The organism is Parvibaculum sp., assembly GCF_019635935.1.
GTDB lineage: Bacteria > Pseudomonadota > Alphaproteobacteria > Parvibaculales > Parvibaculaceae > Parvibaculum.
In genome coordinates this window covers 1,920,582-1,937,855 of the sequence record NZ_JAHBYN010000001.1, presented here as the reverse complement: position 1 = coordinate 1,937,855, position 17,274 = coordinate 1,920,582, and the positions used below count along the sequence as shown (strand labels likewise).

Here is a 17,274-nt window from a genome sequence, read left to right as displayed (position 1 = left end):
CAGAAAACAGAATCGTCATGGCCCGGCTCGTCCGGGCCATCCACGTCTTTCTTCCGATGGTTGCCGCCAAGACGTGGATGGCCCGCCTAAAGCGGGCCATGACGATTTTGGGGTAGGGCGGGAGGTACCGCACAGCAATCCCACCTTTCCCCCCGCCTCCACATTCTTCCCCGCCTCCTCTATGCTCCCCCCATGCTGCTGCATCTTTCCACCTGGCCCGAGATCGAGGCCTATCTCGCAAAGTCGAAAGGGATCGTCATCCCGATCGGCTCGACCGAGCAGCACGGGCCGAACGGGCTCATTGGCACCGATGCGATCTGCCCGGAATCGATCGCGCATCGCGCGGCGGCCGAGGCCGGCTTTCTGGTCGGCCCGACCTTCAATGTCGGCGTCGCGCAGCATCATCTGGGGTTTCCGGGTTCGATGACGCTTCGTCCCTCCACGATGATCGCCGCGATCCACGACTGGGTGTCGTCGCTCGCCCGCCACGGCTTCGAGCGCGTCTATTTCTTCAACGGTCATGGCGGCAATGTCGCGACCATCGAGGCGGCCTTCGCCGAAATCTATGCCGACCGCTCGCTGAGCGCGGACGCCTCCAATCGCGGCCCGGTCAAATGCAAACGCGCCAACTGGTGGGACTTCAAGCCCGTCACCGATTTCTGCAAGGAACGCTACGGCTCGGCGCATGGCGCGCATGCGACGCCGTCGGAAGTCGCGGTGACGCAGTTCGTCTATCCGGCCGCGATCAAGCAGGCAGAGATGAACCCGAAGGTCGCGCCCTGGGGCCGCTACACCGATGCCGAAAGCTACCGCGCCGCCTTCCCGGACGGCCGCATCGGCTCCGACCCGTCGCTTGCGAACCCAGCGGACGGCGAAAAACTCCTCGCGCTCTCGGCGAAGGGGTTGATCGAGGATTTCCGGAAATTCGAGGCGGCGTGACGGACGTCCGCCGCTGTCGCCCGAACGTCACAGCGCAGCGCTGCGCTGGTGTACTTCCGTCACAGCGGGGACAAGTCGTTGCTGCGTTGCGGTGGCGCGACGAAATTAGAGACGAATTCGTCTCCCGTTTCGTCTCTTTTCTCGTCACGCGCGCATGTGCGAATCCGGTGCGTGACAGATTTTTGACAGTACGATGACAGTCGACCGATTTATCCCCGATTCGGGGCAGTGACGCTGCCCCATTCGGCCCTTATCATTCCGTACAAAGATCGATTTACAGTGCCTTCTTCAACCCGCCCATCTTGCAGATCGTCTTCCACTCATCCGCCGTCACCGGCTGCACCGAGAGGCGCGAATTTTTCACCAGCACCATTTCGGCAAGCGCCGGTTCGGCCTTGACGTCGGAAAGCGTAACCGCGTTGGGCATGTCGCAGACCGCTTCGATGTCGACAAGGCCGAACTTGCCCTTCTCGTCGGTCGGGTCGGGCCGGTGTTCGCCGATCACGCGCACAATGCCGACAATGCTGCGCTCGTCGCCCGAATGATAGAAGAAGCCGAGCTCGCCCTTCTTCATCGCTTTCATATTGTTGTTGGCCTGATAGTTGCGCACGCCGGTCCAGGGTTCGCCCTTCGCGCCCTTCTTCTTCTGTTCGTCCCAGGACCAGGTCTCGCGTTCGGATTTGAAAAGCCAATAGGCCATCGCGTTCTTCCCTGCCTATTCTTTCGGGCCGAGCAGCCACTTCCACGCTCGCACTTCGGTTTTCGCGAAGAGACCGGCCTTGTTGTATGGATCGTCCGCGACAAGTTTCTCGGCGGCCGCGCGGTCTGCAACGTCGATCACCAGCATCGAGCCGTTCATTACGCTCGCATCGTCATTGGTGAAGGGTCCGCCGATTTTGACGCAACCCGCCGCGCCCCAATATTTCAGATGTGCCTCGCGATTGGCGAGCCTCAGTTCCAGCGCGTTCGGCTTGTCGGTGCAGATCAGACAAAAAAGCATGGATGTTGTTCCGTTTCCATTTCCAGAAAATCTCAGGCCTCGCGGCCGACCGGGCGCGCCAGCAGCGCCGCAATCGCCTCGTCGACGCTTGCCTTGCCGGTGACGATGGCCGTCACCGCGTCGGCGATCGGCATTTCGACCTTGTGTTTCTTCGCCAGTGCCGCGACGGCGGTCGCCGAATGCACGCCTTCGCTGACCGAGTTGCGCGATCCCATGATCTCGGCGAGCGGCTTTCCCTGTCCAAGCGCCATGCCGAGCGACATGTTGCGCGACTTCGGCGAGTTGCAGGTCAGGATCAGATCGCCAAGGCCCGACAACCCCATCAGCGTTTCGACATGCGCGCCCATCGCAAGACCGAGCCTCGTCAGTTCCGCAAAACCGCGCGTCGTCAGCGCGGCGCGGGCGCTGTCGCCGAACTTTTTGCCTTCGACGATTCCGCAGGCAATCGCCAGAACGTTTTTCACCGCGCCGCCGATTTCGGCGCCGATCAGGTCGGCGGAATAATAGGGCCGGAAGGTCGGCAGGCCGATCGCATGGGCGAGCGCTTCGGCCGTGCCCTCGTCGGCGCAGGCAAGCGTCACCGCGGTCGGCAATCCGCGCGCGACTTCGGCGGCGAAGCTCGGGCCGGAAAGGACGGCCGGTGTCGCATGCGGCGCGGCTTCGGCCAGCACTTCGGTCAGCAGCTTTCCCGTTTCCTGTTCGATGCCCTTGGCACAGAGCACCACCGGCGTGCCAGCGGTGAGCGCGGGGCCAAGCTCGATCAGCACACGGCGCATATGCTGGGCCGGCGTCACCATCAAGAGCGCGTCGGCCGCCGCCATCTCGCCAAGCGCCGTTGTCGCGCGGATGCCGGCATCGAGCGCGATGCCGGGCAGGAAGGTTGCGTTTTCGTGGCGCGCGTTTATTTGCTCAGCGACTTCCGGCTCGCGCGCCCACAGCGTCACCCGGCGTCCGGCCTTCGCCGCCACCTGCGCCAGCGCCGTTCCCCACGCGCCTGCACCGACGACGCCGATGTTCTCGATCTGTCTGGAAATATTTTCGGCCAACAGGGCTCTCCGTCCTGCGTTTTGTTGCAGGCGCTAACGATTGAACGGTTCGTTGATTATTTACTCCGCCGCATTACAATCATTTGTATGACCGCTCACGACGCCACGCACGAAAAAATCATTCAGGCCGCCAAACGGCGCTTCACGCATTACGGCTATGGCAAGACGACGATGGCCGAGCTCGCCGCCGATTGCGAGATGTCGCCCGGCAATCTCTATCGCTACTTTCCCGGCAAGCTCGACATCGCCGAAGCGATCTGCCGCGAGGCGTCGATGCAGACCGCCGACGATCTGGCGCGCATCCTGACGATGCCCGGCCGCACCGCGTCGCAGCGCCTCCATGATTTCCTGTTCATGGATCTGCGCGAGACTTTCCACAAGCTGGAAGAAGACACCCGGATCGTCGAGATGGCGCAGATCGTCACCGCCGAGCGTCCGGAGTTCCACAATGAGGGACTGAAACGGGAACGCGAAGTCCTTGCACGGATCATCGAGCTCGGCAACGCGTCCGGCGAGTTCGAAATCAGCGATCCGGAATTCGCCGCCGAAATGATCCAGGCGGCTACCCTGAAATTCAGCTACCCGCAGCTTTTCACGCGCCTGCCGCTTGAAAAACTCGAACGGGAACTCGAGGGTGTCTATCAAATCGTCGTCGCGGGGTTGAAAGCCGGGGCCGCCTGTTGCGACCCGCTGAAGCAACTCACGGAAGCTTGAACCGCTCTAATTTTCGTTCTAGCTCTTTACTTTTATTGCGCTGCGTTGGCCTGCGCCTGCGCCACAGCGCTTGTCTATGACGCTGAATCCATTAACAAAACACAGGCTGAAGCGGTGTTATTTGTTGCATCGCAGCAACATAAATCCTGACGATTGAATATTTTTTATTTCATTCATTGTTTTTCGAAAAGGGGCTCCCATTTCCCCTCTGTCAGCGGGACACCGGACCCGACCCGCCGACAAGGAACACAGGAGCAAGAGCCATGATCAACATTTCCAGCAAGCTGACCAACCGCGTCATCACCCTCGCTGTCGGCGGTTACTCGCTCGTCTTCCTGGCTCAGATCGCCTCCCAGTACGCGGCCTGAGCGGGAACGGCATCCCCATCGAGGGCGGCTCGGCCGCCCGCCATCCGAAAGACCAATGCCATGACGCAGAACCGGAAATTCTTCCCCCTCGTGGAGCGCGTCGCCGCCAAAGCCGTCGCCGCGCTGCTTGTGGCCTACACGCTCGCCCTGATCGTGCAGACCTCGGGCGTCGCCACCATCGTCTGATTTCCCCGTCCGGGCTCCTCCCCCTCCCCCTCAGGGAGCCCGGCGATCCCAGGACCCTTGCCCCCCAAGGGTCTCTTGACCCCGCCGCCTCCCCCGCGGCGGGGTTCTTTTTTTACCGTCAGGCCTTTGCGCCGGTGGCAGCGGCCGCGGGATCGAGCGGCCAGCGGGCGCGCGGCCCGGCCGAGATCGGGTCGGTGAGGCCGAGCGCCAGCCGCTCGGCGCCCGCCCAGGCGATCATCGCGCCGTTGTCGGTGCAGAGCTTTAGCGGCGGCACGACGATTTCGTAGCCGCAGGCATGGGCCGAAACCTTCAGCCTTTCGCGCAGCATCATATTGGCGGCGACGCCGCCCGCCACGACCAGATGGCGATGGCCGGGCGGGATCGTTTCGCTTGCCAGCGCCATCGCATTCTCGGTCCGGTCGGCCAGCACGTCGGCGACGGCCGCCTGAAAGGACGCGGCGATGTCGGCGCGGTCCTGGTCGTTCAATGGCCCGAGGCTTTCGGCTGCCTGTCTGACGGCGGTCTTGAGACCGGAGAAGGACAGATCGCAACCCGGACGGTTCAGCATCGGCCGCGGCAGGTGAAAACGGGTGGCGTCGCCGTCTCGCGCCGCGCGCTCGACCGCCGGGCCGCCCGGAAAGCCGAGGCCGAGCAGCTTGGCGACCTTGTCGAAGGCTTCGCCCACCGCATCGTCGACCGTGGTGCCGAGGCGGCGATAGCGCCCGACGCCATCGACCACCAGAAGCTGGCTGTGGCCACCCGAGACCAGCAGCAGCAGATAAGGAAAGGGCAGCCCGTCGGTCAGGCGGGCCGTCAGCGCATGGCCTTCGAGATGATTGACCGCCAGCAGCGGCAGCCCGCGCGCCGCCGCGATGCCCTTGGCGGTCATCAGGCCGACAATGACGCCGCCGATCAGGCCGGGTCCGGCGGTGGCCGCCACGCCATCGAGATCGTCCCAATCGACGCCTGCCTCGCTCATCGCCCGGGCGATCAAGCCGTCGAGATGTTCGACATGGGCGCGGGCGGCGATTTCCGGCACGACACCGCCAAAGGGCGCATGTTCGGCGATCTGCGAGAAAACGACATTGGAGAGAATTTCGCCCCGGGCGTCGGCGCCCGCGCCACGGCGCACGACCGCGGCGGCCGTCTCGTCGCAGCTTGTCTCGATGCCGAGCAGGGTGAGCGGTTTCGTCACGGGTTTCGCATTCCAAAAAGCCCGGCTTTCCTCTCTCGCGGAGCGGACAATCGGGCTATAACGGGCCCCGGGCGGCCGGACGCCCGACAAATGTTCCCGCTGGCATACAACCTTAGAGACCCCGCATGCAACGCCGCTACCGCATCGGCACCAGAGGCTCGAAGCTCGCGCTGATCCAGGCCCATGAAGTCGCGCGGCGGATCGCGCAAGTGCAGCACCTGTCGGTCGAACATGCGGCCGAGATCGTCGTCATCAGCACCGAAGGCGACCGCACACAGGACCGGGCGCTTTCCGAAATCGGCGGCAAGGGGCTTTTCACGCAGGAGATCGAGGAACAGCTTCTCGATGCCTCGATCGACATTGCCGTCCATTCGATGAAGGACATGCCGACGCAGCTGCCGGACGGGTTGATTATCGACTGTCTGCTCGAGCGTGCCGATCCGCGCGATGCGTTCCTGTCGCCGAAGGCCGCGACGCTCGCCGCGCTCCCGCAAGGCGCGGTTGTGGGCACCTCCTCGCTCCGCCGCGCCGCACAGGTGCGCGCTCTCAGGCCCGATATTCGCGTGGTGCCGTTTCGCGGCAATGTCGACACGCGGATTGCGAAGCTCGCCGACGGCGTTGCCGATGCGACGCTTCTGGCGATGGCCGGTCTCACCCGCATGGGGCTTCAGGAGAAAGTAACGGCGCCGCTATCGCCCGAGGAGATGCTGCCCGCCGTCGCGCAAGGCGCCATCGGCATCGAACGCCGCGCGGGCGACGACGAGGCGGCGCATCTGCTGGCGAAGATCCATCATGGGGAAACGGGCCTTTGCGTTGCGGCCGAACGCGCGCTGCTTGCCGTGCTTGACGGTTCGTGCCGCACGCCGATCGCGGCGCTGGCCGAAATTTCGGGCGAGCGGATGCGGCTTCGCGGCATGATCCTGACGCCGGACGGCGCGGAAGTGCTCGAAACGGCGCGGGAGGGCCTTGCGGCGGACGCCGTTGCCATCGGCCGCGACGCCGGTCTCGAATTGAAGTCCCGCGCCGGTCCGCAATTCTTCAGCGGGGTCTGAAGCCGATGCGGCTTCTCGTCATCCGGCCCGAAGAGGATGCGGCAGAACTTGCGCGTCTCCTCGCCGCGCGCGGCCATGAGGCGGTCACCGCACCCGTCATGTCCGTGCGCTTTCTCGACAATGCCGAATTGCCGGCGCGCGCATGGCAAGCCCTGCTCGTCACCAGCGCCAATGGCGCGCGGGCGCTGGCGCGACATGCGCAGGCGGCGGCATTGAGGGATGTGCGGGTTCTCGCGGTCGGCCCGGCGAGCGCGCAGGCGATGATCGACGCCGGTTTCCGCTGGGTCGAGGCGGCGGAGGGAGATGTCGACGCGCTGGCGGCCCTTGTCTGTCTTGAACTCTCGCCGGATGGCGGACCGCTGCTGCATGTGGCGGGGCGTGTGGTGGCGGGTGACCTCCGGGCGGTGCTGGCGGTTCAAGGTTTCGCGGTCGAGCGCGTGGTTCTTTACGAGGCGGTGGCGGCGGATCGTCTGCCTGAGGCGGCGCGCAAGGCCTTGACCGAAGGCGGCGTGGACGGCGTCCTGCTTCATTCGCCGCGCACGGCGCGGATATTCGTGTCGCTTGTGCGCGCGGCGGGCCTCGAAGCGGCGCTTTCCCGCATGACGGCCTTTTGTTTGTCGCAAGCCGTCGCCGATGCGCTTGGCGGCGCGAACTTTCTTACGGTGAAAATAGCCGCCCGGCCCGAACAGGCGGCGCTGCTCGACCTGCTCGCGCCCTGATTTTCCGCGGAACTTCGTCCTGACCGGCGGCGTTTCAGCCTCTATAGTGACGCCGGAGCGATACAGATCCCCCAGATGGTTGTTCATGTCCGATTCAAACGATAGCGACGCCGGCAAAGGGCCTGAGCCGGAATATCTGAAGCCCGAAGCGGAAGCGCGGCAGCGCAATGAGAAGCCGCGCAAGGAACCGCGTACGCTCGAGGGCACCGCCGAGGAGGTCAGCGGCGATGCACCGGGCAGACCCGCCACCTCCGCTGGCGGTGGAATTGCCCTTGCCGCTGCCGCCGGTTTCGGCGCCGCCGCCGTCGCGCTTGCGCTTGCCTGGTTCGCCGGGTTTGGAATGCCCGCACCCGATACCGGCGCCGACGACAGGCTTGCCGAACTCGCGGCGCGGCTTGAAGCGGTCGAGAGCGGCAGTGGCGAAAGCGCGCGCGGCCTCGACGAACGCGCGCAATCGCTTGCCGCGCGCCTCGATGTGGCGGAGGAAAAAATTGCTGCCGCCGAAGGCGCCGCGCCCGATGCGCAAATCGCGCGGCTTGCCGAAGAGCAGCAGGCGCTGAAGGACGCACTCAACGACACACGCGGCAGCGTGCGCGAGACGCGAGACCGGATCGATGCGCTGGCCGCCAGCCTGCCGCCTTCGGGCATCGCCGATCATGTGAGTGGCCTCGACACGCTGGTGAAGGCGCTCGATGCGCGGCTCGCGACGCTTGCACCGCAGATCGAGGCGATGGAAGGGCGCGTCGCCGCGCTTGAAGAAAAGAAAGACGATCCCGACGCGGCCGCGCGCGCGGCGCTTGGACTGGCGCTCGCCAATCTCGCCCGCGCCGCCGAAACGGCGGGTCCGTTCAAGACAGAGCTCGACACCGTGGCAAGCTTTCTCCCCGGTCAGGCCGCTCTCGATGCCTTGTCCGGCGCAGCGGCGGACGGCGTTGCGACGCGCGCCGCGCTGAAGGCGCGGTTTCCTTCGGTGGTCGAGAATATATTCGATGCCGAACGCCGCGCCGGCGCGGACAGTCTCTGGTCGCGCTTCGTCGCCAATGCAAAATCGCTGGTGACGATCCGGCGCACCGGCGAAATCTCCGGCGATACGACCGAGGCCATCGTCGCGCGCATGGAAGAGCGGCTCGAAACCGGCGATCTCGCGGGCGCGGCCGCCGAGGGCGAGGCGCTTCAGGGGCCGGCGCGCGAAGCGGCGGCGGGCTGGCTTGCGGATGCCCGCGCGCGTCTCGAAACCGACATGCTGCTGCGCGATCTTGCGGCGCGTGTCGCGACGCGCCTCGCGCCGGGCGGGGAGTGAGGCCCTAGATGCTGCGCGCCATTTTCATCTTCATCGTCGTCGCGCTCTTGAGCGCGCTTGCGATCTGGCTTGCCGACAATCCCGGCGATCTGACGATGCATTGGCGAGGCTACGAAATCCGCACCAGTTTCGTCGTCGGTGTCGGTGTCATGGCGCTGGCGGCTTTTCTGGTGCTTCTCGTATATCGCATCGTCTCGGGCTTCATCGATACGCCGGCCAGCGTCGCGGCATTTCTTGAAAAGCGTCGCCAGCAAAAAGGTTTTCTGGCGTTGTCGCGCGGCATGGTGGCAGTCGCGGCCGGTGACGCCCCCGAGGCAAAGCGCTACGCGGCGCAGGCGCACAAGCTTCTCGATGCGCCGCCGTTGACGTTGCTGCTTGCCGCGCAAGCCGCACAACTCGAAGGCGACGAAAAATCCGCCACCGGCTATTTCGAACGCATGCTGGAAGCGCCCGAAACGGCGTTTCTCGGATTGCGCGGTCTCTTCATTCAGGCGCGCCGCGCCGGCGACCGCGAAGAAGCGCTTGCGCATGCGCGGCGCGCTTTCGAGCTTCGGCCGCAAACGCCCTGGGCGGCGCAGGCGGTGTTCGAGATCGAGGCGGCGGAAGAAGATTGGGATGCAGCGCTCGCCACGCTCGACCGCGAGGTGTCGGCGAAAGTCATTTCGCGCGACAAGGCGCGCCGCCGCCGTGCCGTTCTGTTGACCGCCAAGGCGATGACGGCGACGGAGGCTGCACGCGGACAGGCTGGCGAGGCGCGAAAGGCAGCGCTCGAAAAAGCCGTCGCGCTGGCGCTCGACGCCGTTGCGCTCGACCCGGCTTTCGCGCCGACGGTTGCGCTTGCCGCACGGCTGTGCAGCGAGACGGGACGCACGCGCAAGGCAATACGGCTGATCGAGGCCGCGTGGGACGCAGAGCCCCATCCCGATCTCGCCGATGTCTGGCTCGACATGACCGAGGGCGAAAGCGGTTACGATCGTGCGGTTCGCGCGCGCGTTCTCGCGGCGCGCAATCCCGACCACATCGAAAGCCGTATTCTGGTTGCGCGCGGCGCCATCGGTGCGCGCGACTGGGCGGCGGCGCGCGAGGCGCTTGCCGTTTATGCGGGTCCGGACGCCAGCGCGATGCCGACGCAGCGCATCTGCGAATTGATGGCGGAAATCGAGGAAGGCGCGTTCGGCGACCGCGGTGCGGCGCGGGGCTGGCTTGCGCGCGCGCTTCACGCGCCGCAGGACCCGCAATGGACGGGCGAGAATTATCGTTCGCCGCGCTGGTCGCCGATCGATCCGATGACCGGCGCTTTCGACGCACTTGTCTGGACGGCGCCGGCGATCGCGCTTGCCCGTGAGGAGCCGCGACCTGACGCTTTCGGGCAGGAATCCGAGCGGCATGTCGAAAAAGCCGAAGCGCCGACGGCGCCTGTCGTTTCGCTGCCGGAGCGGGCGGCGCCAAAGGAGCCGCTTGCCTTTCAGCCGCCGCTGCCCGACGATCCGGGCCCGGAGGATGCCGACGAAGCGCAGGAGGGGGAACGCAAATGGTGAAGCGGGTATTGGCCGGGACGCTTACGCTGATCGTGCTGGCGTTTGTGGTGATCGTCATTTCGGTGATGCGGTTCGACGTGCCGCGCGAGGAACTTGTCGGGAAATATGCCGGCGGCGCATCGCAGTTCGCGACGCTGCCATCGGGCGCCAGCGTGCATTTCCGCGACGAGGGCAATGCGGACGGGCCGGCGCTGGTGCTGGTTCACGGGTCCAACGCCTCGCTGCATACATGGGAACCGTGGGTTGCCGAGCTTGGCGGCACCTACCGGATCGTCACGATGGATCTGCCCGGACACGGCCTGACCGGCCGCGTGCCCGGCGACGATTACAGCCGCGAAGGCATGGCGGCGTCGGTGCACGAGCTGACGGAAGCGCTCGGGCTGACGCGCTTTGCGATCGGCGGCAATTCGATGGGCGGCGGCATTTCGGCGCTTTACGCGCTCGATCATCCCGAACGCGTCACGGCGCTGATCCTCGTCAACTCGTCCGGCGTGCCGGTCGTGCGCGAGGACACCGACCCGCCGCTCGCCTTCCGGCTGGCGCGGATGCCGGTGCTCAGCAAGATCATGCGCTATGTGCTGCCGCGTTCGGTGGTCGAGGAGGGCGTGCGCAAGGTTTTCGTCGACCAGTCGAAGGTGACCGACGAAATGGTGGCGCGCTATTTCGACATGACGCTTCATGAAGGCAATCGCGATGCGACGCGGATGCGCTTTGCCAGCTATTCGGCGCGCGACGAGGTGGCATTTTCCGAACGTCTCGGCGGTATCGAGATGCCGACCCTCATCATCTGGGGCGACAAGGACCTGCTCATTCCGGTGGCGGCGGCCGACACGTTCAAGGAGCGCATTCCGCATGCCGAGCTTGTGATCTACGAAAATGTCGGCCATGTGCCGATGGAAGAGGTGCCTGTGGAGAGCGCCGGCGCGGTGGCGGCTTTTCTCGGCGCGGCGCTGGCCGAGCCTGCGCCCGCACCGGCTGCCGCGGCGGAAGAACCGGAAGGCGTCGAATAGGGCTGTTGCCAAAGGCGGCGGGGCGGGGTATCTGAGGCCCTTGAGCGGCCGGGCTTTTTCAGGGTCCGGGCCGCTCCGGCGCCGCTTTAGCTCAGTTGGTAGAGCACCTCATTCGTAATGAGGGGGTCGGGTGTTCGAGTCACCCAAGCGGCACCACACCCCCCACTGTCACCGCGCTGTCAAAAATCTGTCGTGAAACCGTCACGAACGGAAATCCTGTCCCGGACAAGATTGAGGCAAGGCATGTCGTCCGACGTCAAACACGCCCGCTTCGAGGGTCGCATCGTCATTGTCGGGTTCGGAAGCATCGGGCAGGGCGTGCTGCCGCTGCTGCTCCGGCATATCGATGTCGCGCCGTCGCAAATCTCGATCCTGACCGCCGACGCGGGCGGGCGCGAGGTGGCCGAAAGCCACGGCGTCGGCTTTGCCGTGACGCCGCTGCGCCGGGGCAACTATCTGTCGGTGCTCGACCCGCTGCTGGCGGAAGGCGACTTCCTGATCAATCTGTCGGTCGATGTGTCGAGCATCGCGCTCATCGAGTTCTGCCGCGCGAAGGGCGCGCTTTATCTCGACACCTGCATCGAGCCCTGGATCGGTCAGTACACGGATGCATCGCAACCGCCGTCGCAACGTTCCAACTATGCGTTGCGCGAGAAGGCGATGGCGCTGAAGGCGAAGCATGAGGGCGGGCCGACCGCGATCCTGACGCATGGCGCCAATCCGGGCCTTGTGTCGCATTTCGTCAAACAGGCGCTGCTCGATATCGCGGCGGACACAAAGACGGCGGTCGCGAAACCGCAGACGCGCGAGGACTGGGCGCGGCTTTCGGCGCGACTCGGCGTCAAGGTCATCCATATCGCCGAACGGGATACGCAAGTGTCGCCGACACCCAAGCGCATCGGCGAATTCGTCAACACCTGGTCGGTCGACGGTTTCGTCAGCGAAGGCTGCCAGCCGGCCGAACTTGGCTGGGGTACGCATGAGCGGCATTTTCCCGATGACGGCCACCGGCATGCGAGCGGTCCCGCTTGCGCGATCTATCTGACGCGGCCGGGCGCCTCGACGCGGGTCCGGAGCTGGACGCCGAACGAAGGCCCCTATCACGGTTTTCTCATTACGCATGGCGAGGCGATTTCGCTCGCCGATTATTTCACCGTGCAGCAGAACGGCGAGGCGCAGTACCGGCCGACCGTTCACTATGCCTATCACCCTTGCGACGATGCCGTTTTGTCGGTGCATGAATTCGCCGGCAAGAACTGGCAACTGCAAAAATTGAAACGGCTGATGATGGACGAGATCAGCGCCGGCATGGACGAGCTTGGCGTGCTGCTGATGGGTCATGCGCGCGGCGCCTATTGGTACGGCTCGCAGCTTTCGATCGGGGAGGCGCGCGCCCTCGCGCCGCACAACAATGCGACCAGCCTGCAGGTGACGGTGGCGGTGCTGGCGGGCGTCGTCTGGGCGATCGAAAATCCGGGGCGCTGGATCGTCGAGCCGGAGGAAATGGATTTCGAGCGCATTCTCGAAATCTGCCGGCCTTACCTCGGAAAAATGGCCGGCGCCTATAGCGACTGGACGCCGCTGCTCGACCGGGGCCTCCTTTTCGAGGAAGAACTCGACGAGGCCGATCCCTGGCAATTCCGGAATTTCCGCGTCGTCTGACCGCCTCGAAACGGAAAAGGCCGCCCCTCTTTGCGAGGGACGGCCTTGACCTGCGGAACCGCGCGCCGGACGCCAGTCGGGGACGGCAACCCTCCAACATTTGGCAGGGGCGGCGGTTTCCGTCAGTCGTGCTGCGGGATGCCCCGGTAGCGGAGACCGGCATGGCTTGCCTTCGGCTTGTCGTGAGGCGTCGCGCGATAGCTGGCGCCGCGATAGCGCAGGGTCGCGCTTCCGGTCGCACCGGCTGCCTTTTCGCCGTGATGGGCGGCGCCCCGGTAGGTGAGATCGGTCATGGAAGCCTCCTGCTGGCCTTTCAGTGTCCCTCGTTCCCCATCAATATGAGTAAGATGTGTAAGTTTGTCAATATACTTAAAACAAACAAATACACATTCCTTAGACAGGATGCCGGACGCCTGCTACAAAAGGGCGGAACAGCTTGAGTTTTCTTGTGTTTTCGACGCCGGCCGCGGATCCGCCGGGCCGGCGCCGACCGGAGTACATAGAAGAATATGGAAAAACTCGACCAGAGAATCCAGCTCGTCGCCTCGACCGAGTTCAACAATCTCGTCGACCGCTGGCGCCGGGAACAGGCCGACCTGCCCTCCCGTTCGGAGGCCATCCGCCGGCTCGTCCTTCACGGTCTCGAATATGAAAAGAGCTTCCCGATGCGCATGATCACGGCGATTATCCGGCCCCATAAATACGAGGAATTGCGCGACGCGCTGATCGCGCTCGGCATCGAGGGGATCACGGTGACCCAGGTTTCGGGCTTCGGCCGGCAGCGCGGCCAGACCGAAATCTATCGCGGCGCCGAATACAGCGTCGCCGAAGTGCCGAAAGTCCGCATCGACGTCGCCGTTTCGGCGGCGCTGGTCGAGAAGGCAGTGCGCGAGATCGAGCGGGCGGCCAATACCGGCAAGATCGGCGACGGCAAGATTTTCGTGCAGCCGCTCGAACAGGTCGTGCGCATTCGCACCGGCGAGACCAACGAGACGGCGCTCGGCTGATCCATCCGGCGGTTTTCCGCCGAAATCGCGGTTTCCCGCATCTTCCCGTTTACTTCCGGGCAAGGTGGCGGGGCGTATGCTGAGGGCCGGTCTCTCCCTCGGGCAGGACGCTGAAAACCGCAATGCACGGCCAGAAACATATGCTGTCGGCGCGGCGCAAGTCGCTGCTGGCGGATTATTCGACGGACCTCGGACAGCTGATGTCGCGAAGCCGGTCGGAAGCTGCATTGCGCGCCGCCAAGATCGAGTCCGATGCCGCGAGCCGCACCAAATCCGAATTCCTCGCCAATATGAGCCATGAGCTCCGGACGCCCTTGAACGCGATCATCGGCTTTTCGGAATTCATCCAGCACATCGCCGCGACCGGCAAGCCGTCGGAAAAGACCGGCGAGTATGCCGAACATATTGCGGGCGCCGGGCGGCATCTGCTCAACATCATTTCCGACATTCTCGATATTTCGAAGATCGAAAGCGGCACCTTCACGCTGTCGACGGAGATGTACGGGCTGCGCGAGCTGATTGATGCCTGCACGGTGCTGATCGAGCCGCGGGTGCGCGAAAAAAACCAGATACTCGAGATCAAGGCCGACAGGGATCTGCCGGAAGTGCCGGTCGATGTCCGCCGCATCAAGCAGGTGCTGATCAACCTTCTGTCGAACGCCCACAAGTTCACGCCCGAAGGCGGCCGCATCGTGCTGGTGGCGACGCGCGCGCCGGACGGCGGCGCGACGGTAGCCGTTGCCGATACCGGCATCGGCATGTCGGACGAACAACTCGCTTATGCGATGACGCCCTTCGGTCAGGTGCAGTCGAGCTATGCGCGCGGCCATGAGGGCACCGGACTCGGATTGCCGATCGCGGCGGCGCTGGCGCGGCTTCACGGCGGCGAATTCCATGTTCACAGCGAGCCCGGCAAGGGCACGACGGTTTTCTTCACCTTGCCGCCGCAAACACCCGATCAACCCGCTTCATCTGCATCCCCATCGTTCAATCAAGGCCTGCTGCAATGAGTGTCGCCGTTCCTCCTCCCGCTCCGCAGGCCGGTTCGCCGGTCAGGCCCACCGAACCGGAAGCGCCGCCCTTCATCGAACGCCGCGGTGTGCCGGCGGCGCCGCCCTGCCGCATCGCGCATATCGTTTCGGTGTCGGGCTCGCAGGCGATCGCCGTGCTGGAGCGCGACAAGATGCCGGGCGCCGAAGAACCCCGTGTCGAGATCGGCCAGCTCGTCAAGATACCGACGCCGTCGGCGACGGTGGTGGGTCTTGTCTCGGCGGTCAGCGCGCCCTCGCCGGCAATGGGCGGCATCGGCAGCAGCGAAGATCTCGGTCTCATCGAAATCAATCTTGCCGGCGAGGTCGCGCTCGATCCGAAGAACGGACGGCTGAGCTTCCGCCGCGGCGTCACGCATCTGCCGACGCTCGGCGACGGGGTGCTGCTTGCCGATCGTCACGACCTGACGCGCGTCTACACGCAGCCCAATGTCGCGACCATCGAAGTCGGTACGCTTTATCAGGATCCGGATGTGCCGGCGCGCTTCCTGACCGACGATCTGCTCGCCAAGCATTTCATCGTCGTCGGCACCACCGGCTGCGGCAAGTCCTGCGCGCTGACGGCGATCCTGCAACGTGTGCTGACGCAGCACGATCATGCGCATGTCGTCGTGCTCGACGTGCATAACGAATATCCGACGGCGTTCGGCGACAAGGCGGAACTGATCGATCCGACCAATCTGCATTTGCCGTTCTGGCTTTTGAACTTCCAGGAACTTGCCGCGGCGCTGACCAGCGGCGATGCCGATCACGACGCGGAAATCGAAATTCTCAGCGATGCCGTTCTGACCGCGAAGCGGCGCTATTCGGACGCATCGTCGAGCCGGCAACTGGCGCGCCGTCCGGGCGACCTCAGCGGCATGACGGTCGATGCACCGACGCCGTTCCGGCTTTCCGACGTGCTCGCCGTTCTCGACGAACAGCTCGGCAAGCTCGAACGCACGCAGAAGACGCTTCCCTACCGGCGGCTCAAGTCGCGCATCGAAACGCTGGCCAGCGACCAGCGCTACAGCTTCATGTTCGGCAGCCTGACCGTGCAGGACACGATGACCGACATTCTCGGCCGGTTGTTCCGTGTACCGAATGATGGAAGGCCGATCACCGTGATCGATCTTTCGACGGTGCCGCCGGAAATTCTCGACGTGGTGATTTCGGTGATCGCGCGGCTTGCCTTCGATCTCGCGGTGTGGAGCAAGGGCGGTTTGCCGATGCTGCTGGTCTGCGAGGAAGCGCATCGCTATGCGCCGGCATCGGTGGGGCAGGGCTTCGAGCCGACGCGCCAGGCGCTGTCGCGCATCGCCAAGGAGGGCCGCAAATACGGATTGTCGCTGGCGCTCGTGACGCAGCGCCCGTCCGAACTCGACACGACGATCCTCTCCCAGTGCAGCACGGCGGTCGCGATGCGGCTGTCGACTGAACGCGACCAGCAGGTGATGCGCGCCAACACGCATGACGGGGCGCTCGACCTGCTCGACTTCCTGCCGTTGCTCGGCGACCGCGAAGCGATCGTGCTGGGGCAGGGCGTTGCCATGCCGATGCGCATTCGTTTCAGCGATGTCGGCGATCAGGGCGTGCCGCGCAATCTCAACCGCGCTTTCTCCGATTCCTGGAGCCGCCCCAATCTCGACCGCGCGGGGCTTGAGGCGATCGTCGCGCGCTGGCGCCACGCGGGACGCGAACGGCCCTGAGGCGCGGGCGCACCCCCGCGACCGAATGTCCATGCCGAATGGCTGTCGGCGCGGGTGCGGCGGCGGCGATTTGGGGCTAGAGTCTTTCAGCATTTAGTAGAAACGCTGAAAGACTCTAGGTTGTTGTTTGATCGCGCTTCTTTTCGGAAAACCGGATTCCACTTTTCCGAGAAGCGCTCTAGGGTGACGGCGTTCCGAAGCCCCAGCCGAAAGCCCTGCCGATGATGTCGCCTCTCCTTCGCGCCGCCTTCCTCCTTCTTGCCCTTGCCGGTTTTGCTGCGCCCGCTGCGGCCGGCGAAAGCATTGTCGTTTCCGATCCCTGGGCGCGGGCCAGCGTGACGGCGACGGGGGCGGCCTATCTGACGCTCGAAAATGCCGGCGGCGAGGACGATGCGCTGGTCGAGGCGCGCTCGGATGTGGCGGAAAAGGTCGAGATTCACGACATGACGATGGACGGCATGGTGATGCGGATGCGCAAGCTCGACCGGCTTGCGCTGCCGGCCGGCGAGACCGTGCGCCTCGCGCCGGGGGGCCTGCACATCATGTTGATCCGGCTTCACGGGCCGCTGGCGGAAGGCAACGCCGTGCCGCTGACGCTGGTCTTCGAGAAGGCCGGCGAGATCGACATATCGGCCACGGTGCGCAAGGCCGGGCATGGCGGCGGTCACGGCGGGCATTGAACTCTTTGCTTTTTCGACCGTCTCCCCGGACCCGCATCAAACACGCGGATTGATTCGCTTTTTTATGGAATGCTGCGCTGCATATAATCAGTGTGCGACGCAATATATTTTAACACTCTCC

The 17,274-nt window shown here is 64.9% G+C and carries 18 protein-coding genes and 1 tRNA gene; 14 read left to right on the top strand and 5 right to left on the bottom strand.

Features of this window, described 5'->3' with window-relative positions:
- Positions 1-192: 192 nt before the first annotated feature.
- Positions 193-939, top strand: coding sequence for a creatininase family protein (locus tag KF719_RS09675; RefSeq protein ID WP_293508509.1), 747 nt, complete (start codon positions 193-195; stop codon positions 937-939).
- A 274-nt stretch (positions 940-1,213) separates the two neighbouring features.
- Here KF719_RS09675 and KF719_RS09670 read toward each other — a convergent pair whose 3' ends face one another.
- From KF719_RS09670 to KF719_RS09660, 3 genes are read right to left on the bottom strand one after another with little or no spacing between them, the layout of a single operon-like run.
- Positions 1,214-1,639, bottom strand: a complete 426-nt coding sequence (locus KF719_RS09670; RefSeq protein WP_293508508.1) for an EVE domain-containing protein — start codon at positions 1,637-1,639, stop codon at positions 1,214-1,216.
- Between the two features lie 15 nt (positions 1,640-1,654).
- Entirely contained in the window at positions 1,655-1,939 is a 285-nt protein-coding gene (locus tag KF719_RS09665) for a YciI family protein (RefSeq protein ID WP_293508507.1), read from the bottom strand.
- Between the two features lie 32 nt (positions 1,940-1,971).
- Positions 1,972-2,985, bottom strand: coding sequence for an NAD(P)H-dependent glycerol-3-phosphate dehydrogenase (locus tag KF719_RS09660; RefSeq protein ID WP_293508506.1), 1,014 nt, complete (start codon positions 2,983-2,985; stop codon positions 1,972-1,974).
- A gap of 87 nt (positions 2,986-3,072) precedes the next feature.
- Here KF719_RS09660 and KF719_RS09655 point away from each other — a divergent pair, with 87 nt between their 5' ends.
- The gene (locus tag KF719_RS09655) at positions 3,073-3,699 is read left to right on the top strand and encodes a TetR/AcrR family transcriptional regulator (protein WP_293508505.1); all 627 of its coding nucleotides are present in this window, start codon (positions 3,073-3,075) and stop codon (positions 3,697-3,699) included.
- Between the two features lie 428 nt (positions 3,700-4,127).
- Positions 4,128-4,253: a hypothetical protein gene (locus tag KF719_RS09650; protein WP_293508504.1), complete on the top strand. Its 126-nt coding sequence runs from the start codon at positions 4,128-4,130 to the stop codon at positions 4,251-4,253.
- A 118-nt stretch (positions 4,254-4,371) separates the two neighbouring features.
- Here KF719_RS09650 and tsaD read toward each other — a convergent pair whose 3' ends face one another.
- Complete coding sequence (gene tsaD / locus KF719_RS09645) at positions 4,372-5,448, bottom strand: tRNA (adenosine(37)-N6)-threonylcarbamoyltransferase complex transferase subunit TsaD (RefSeq protein WP_293508503.1); 1,077 nt, start codon at positions 5,446-5,448, stop codon at positions 4,372-4,374.
- A gap of 125 nt (positions 5,449-5,573) precedes the next feature.
- Here tsaD and hemC point away from each other — a divergent pair, with 125 nt between their 5' ends.
- From hemC to KF719_RS09610, 7 genes are all read left to right on the top strand, one after another.
- Positions 5,574-6,500 (top strand): hydroxymethylbilane synthase, encoded by a 927-nt coding sequence (gene hemC, locus KF719_RS09640; RefSeq protein WP_293508502.1) that lies wholly within the window; start codon positions 5,574-5,576, stop codon positions 6,498-6,500.
- A gap of 5 nt (positions 6,501-6,505) precedes the next feature.
- Positions 6,506-7,219, top strand: a complete 714-nt coding sequence (locus KF719_RS09635) for a uroporphyrinogen-III synthase (RefSeq protein ID WP_293508501.1) — start codon at positions 6,506-6,508, stop codon at positions 7,217-7,219.
- Positions 7,220-7,304: 85 nt separating this feature from the next.
- Positions 7,305-8,519, top strand: a complete 1,215-nt coding sequence (locus KF719_RS09630; RefSeq protein ID WP_293508500.1) for a mitofilin family membrane protein — start codon at positions 7,305-7,307, stop codon at positions 8,517-8,519.
- 8 nt (positions 8,520-8,527) lie between these two features.
- Complete coding sequence (locus KF719_RS09625; protein ID WP_293508499.1) at positions 8,528-10,057, top strand: heme biosynthesis HemY N-terminal domain-containing protein; 1,530 nt, start codon at positions 8,528-8,530, stop codon at positions 10,055-10,057.
- Positions 10,051-11,067 (top strand): alpha/beta hydrolase, encoded by a 1,017-nt coding sequence (locus KF719_RS09620; protein WP_293508498.1) that lies wholly within the window; start codon positions 10,051-10,053, stop codon positions 11,065-11,067. The genes KF719_RS09625 and KF719_RS09620 overlap by 7 nt, the downstream gene beginning before the upstream one ends.
- An 80-nt stretch (positions 11,068-11,147) precedes the next feature.
- Positions 11,148-11,223, top strand: a tRNA-Thr gene (locus KF719_RS09615).
- A gap of 87 nt (positions 11,224-11,310) precedes the next feature.
- Complete coding sequence (locus KF719_RS09610; protein WP_293508497.1) at positions 11,311-12,729, top strand: saccharopine dehydrogenase C-terminal domain-containing protein; 1,419 nt, start codon at positions 11,311-11,313, stop codon at positions 12,727-12,729.
- Positions 12,730-12,851: 122 nt separating this feature from the next.
- Here the strand turns inward: KF719_RS09610 and KF719_RS09605 are convergent, their stop codons facing one another.
- Entirely contained in the window at positions 12,852-13,022 is a 171-nt protein-coding gene (locus KF719_RS09605) for a DUF4278 domain-containing protein (protein WP_293508496.1), read from the bottom strand.
- A gap of 372 nt (positions 13,023-13,394) precedes the next feature.
- Between KF719_RS09605 and KF719_RS09600 the strand changes: the two genes are divergently transcribed.
- The 4 genes from KF719_RS09600 to KF719_RS09585 all read left to right on the top strand — a co-directional run bounded on the left by KF719_RS09600 (position 13,395) and on the right by KF719_RS09585 (position 17,153).
- On the top strand, positions 13,395-13,736 hold the full coding sequence (locus KF719_RS09600) for a P-II family nitrogen regulator (RefSeq protein WP_293510625.1): 342 nt from the start codon (positions 13,395-13,397) through the stop codon (positions 13,734-13,736).
- Between the two features lie 122 nt (positions 13,737-13,858).
- A complete protein-coding gene (locus KF719_RS09595; RefSeq protein ID WP_293508495.1) occupies positions 13,859-14,746 on the top strand; it encodes an ATP-binding protein in 888 nt (295 codons plus the stop codon).
- Complete coding sequence (locus KF719_RS09590) at positions 14,743-16,473, top strand: DUF87 domain-containing protein (protein WP_293508494.1); 1,731 nt, start codon at positions 14,743-14,745, stop codon at positions 16,471-16,473. Before KF719_RS09595 ends, KF719_RS09590 begins: the two co-directional genes overlap by 4 nt.
- 221 nt (positions 16,474-16,694) lie before the next feature.
- Complete coding sequence (locus KF719_RS09585; protein WP_293508493.1) at positions 16,695-17,153, top strand: copper chaperone PCu(A)C; 459 nt, start codon at positions 16,695-16,697, stop codon at positions 17,151-17,153.
- Positions 17,154-17,274: the final 121 nt, after the last annotated feature.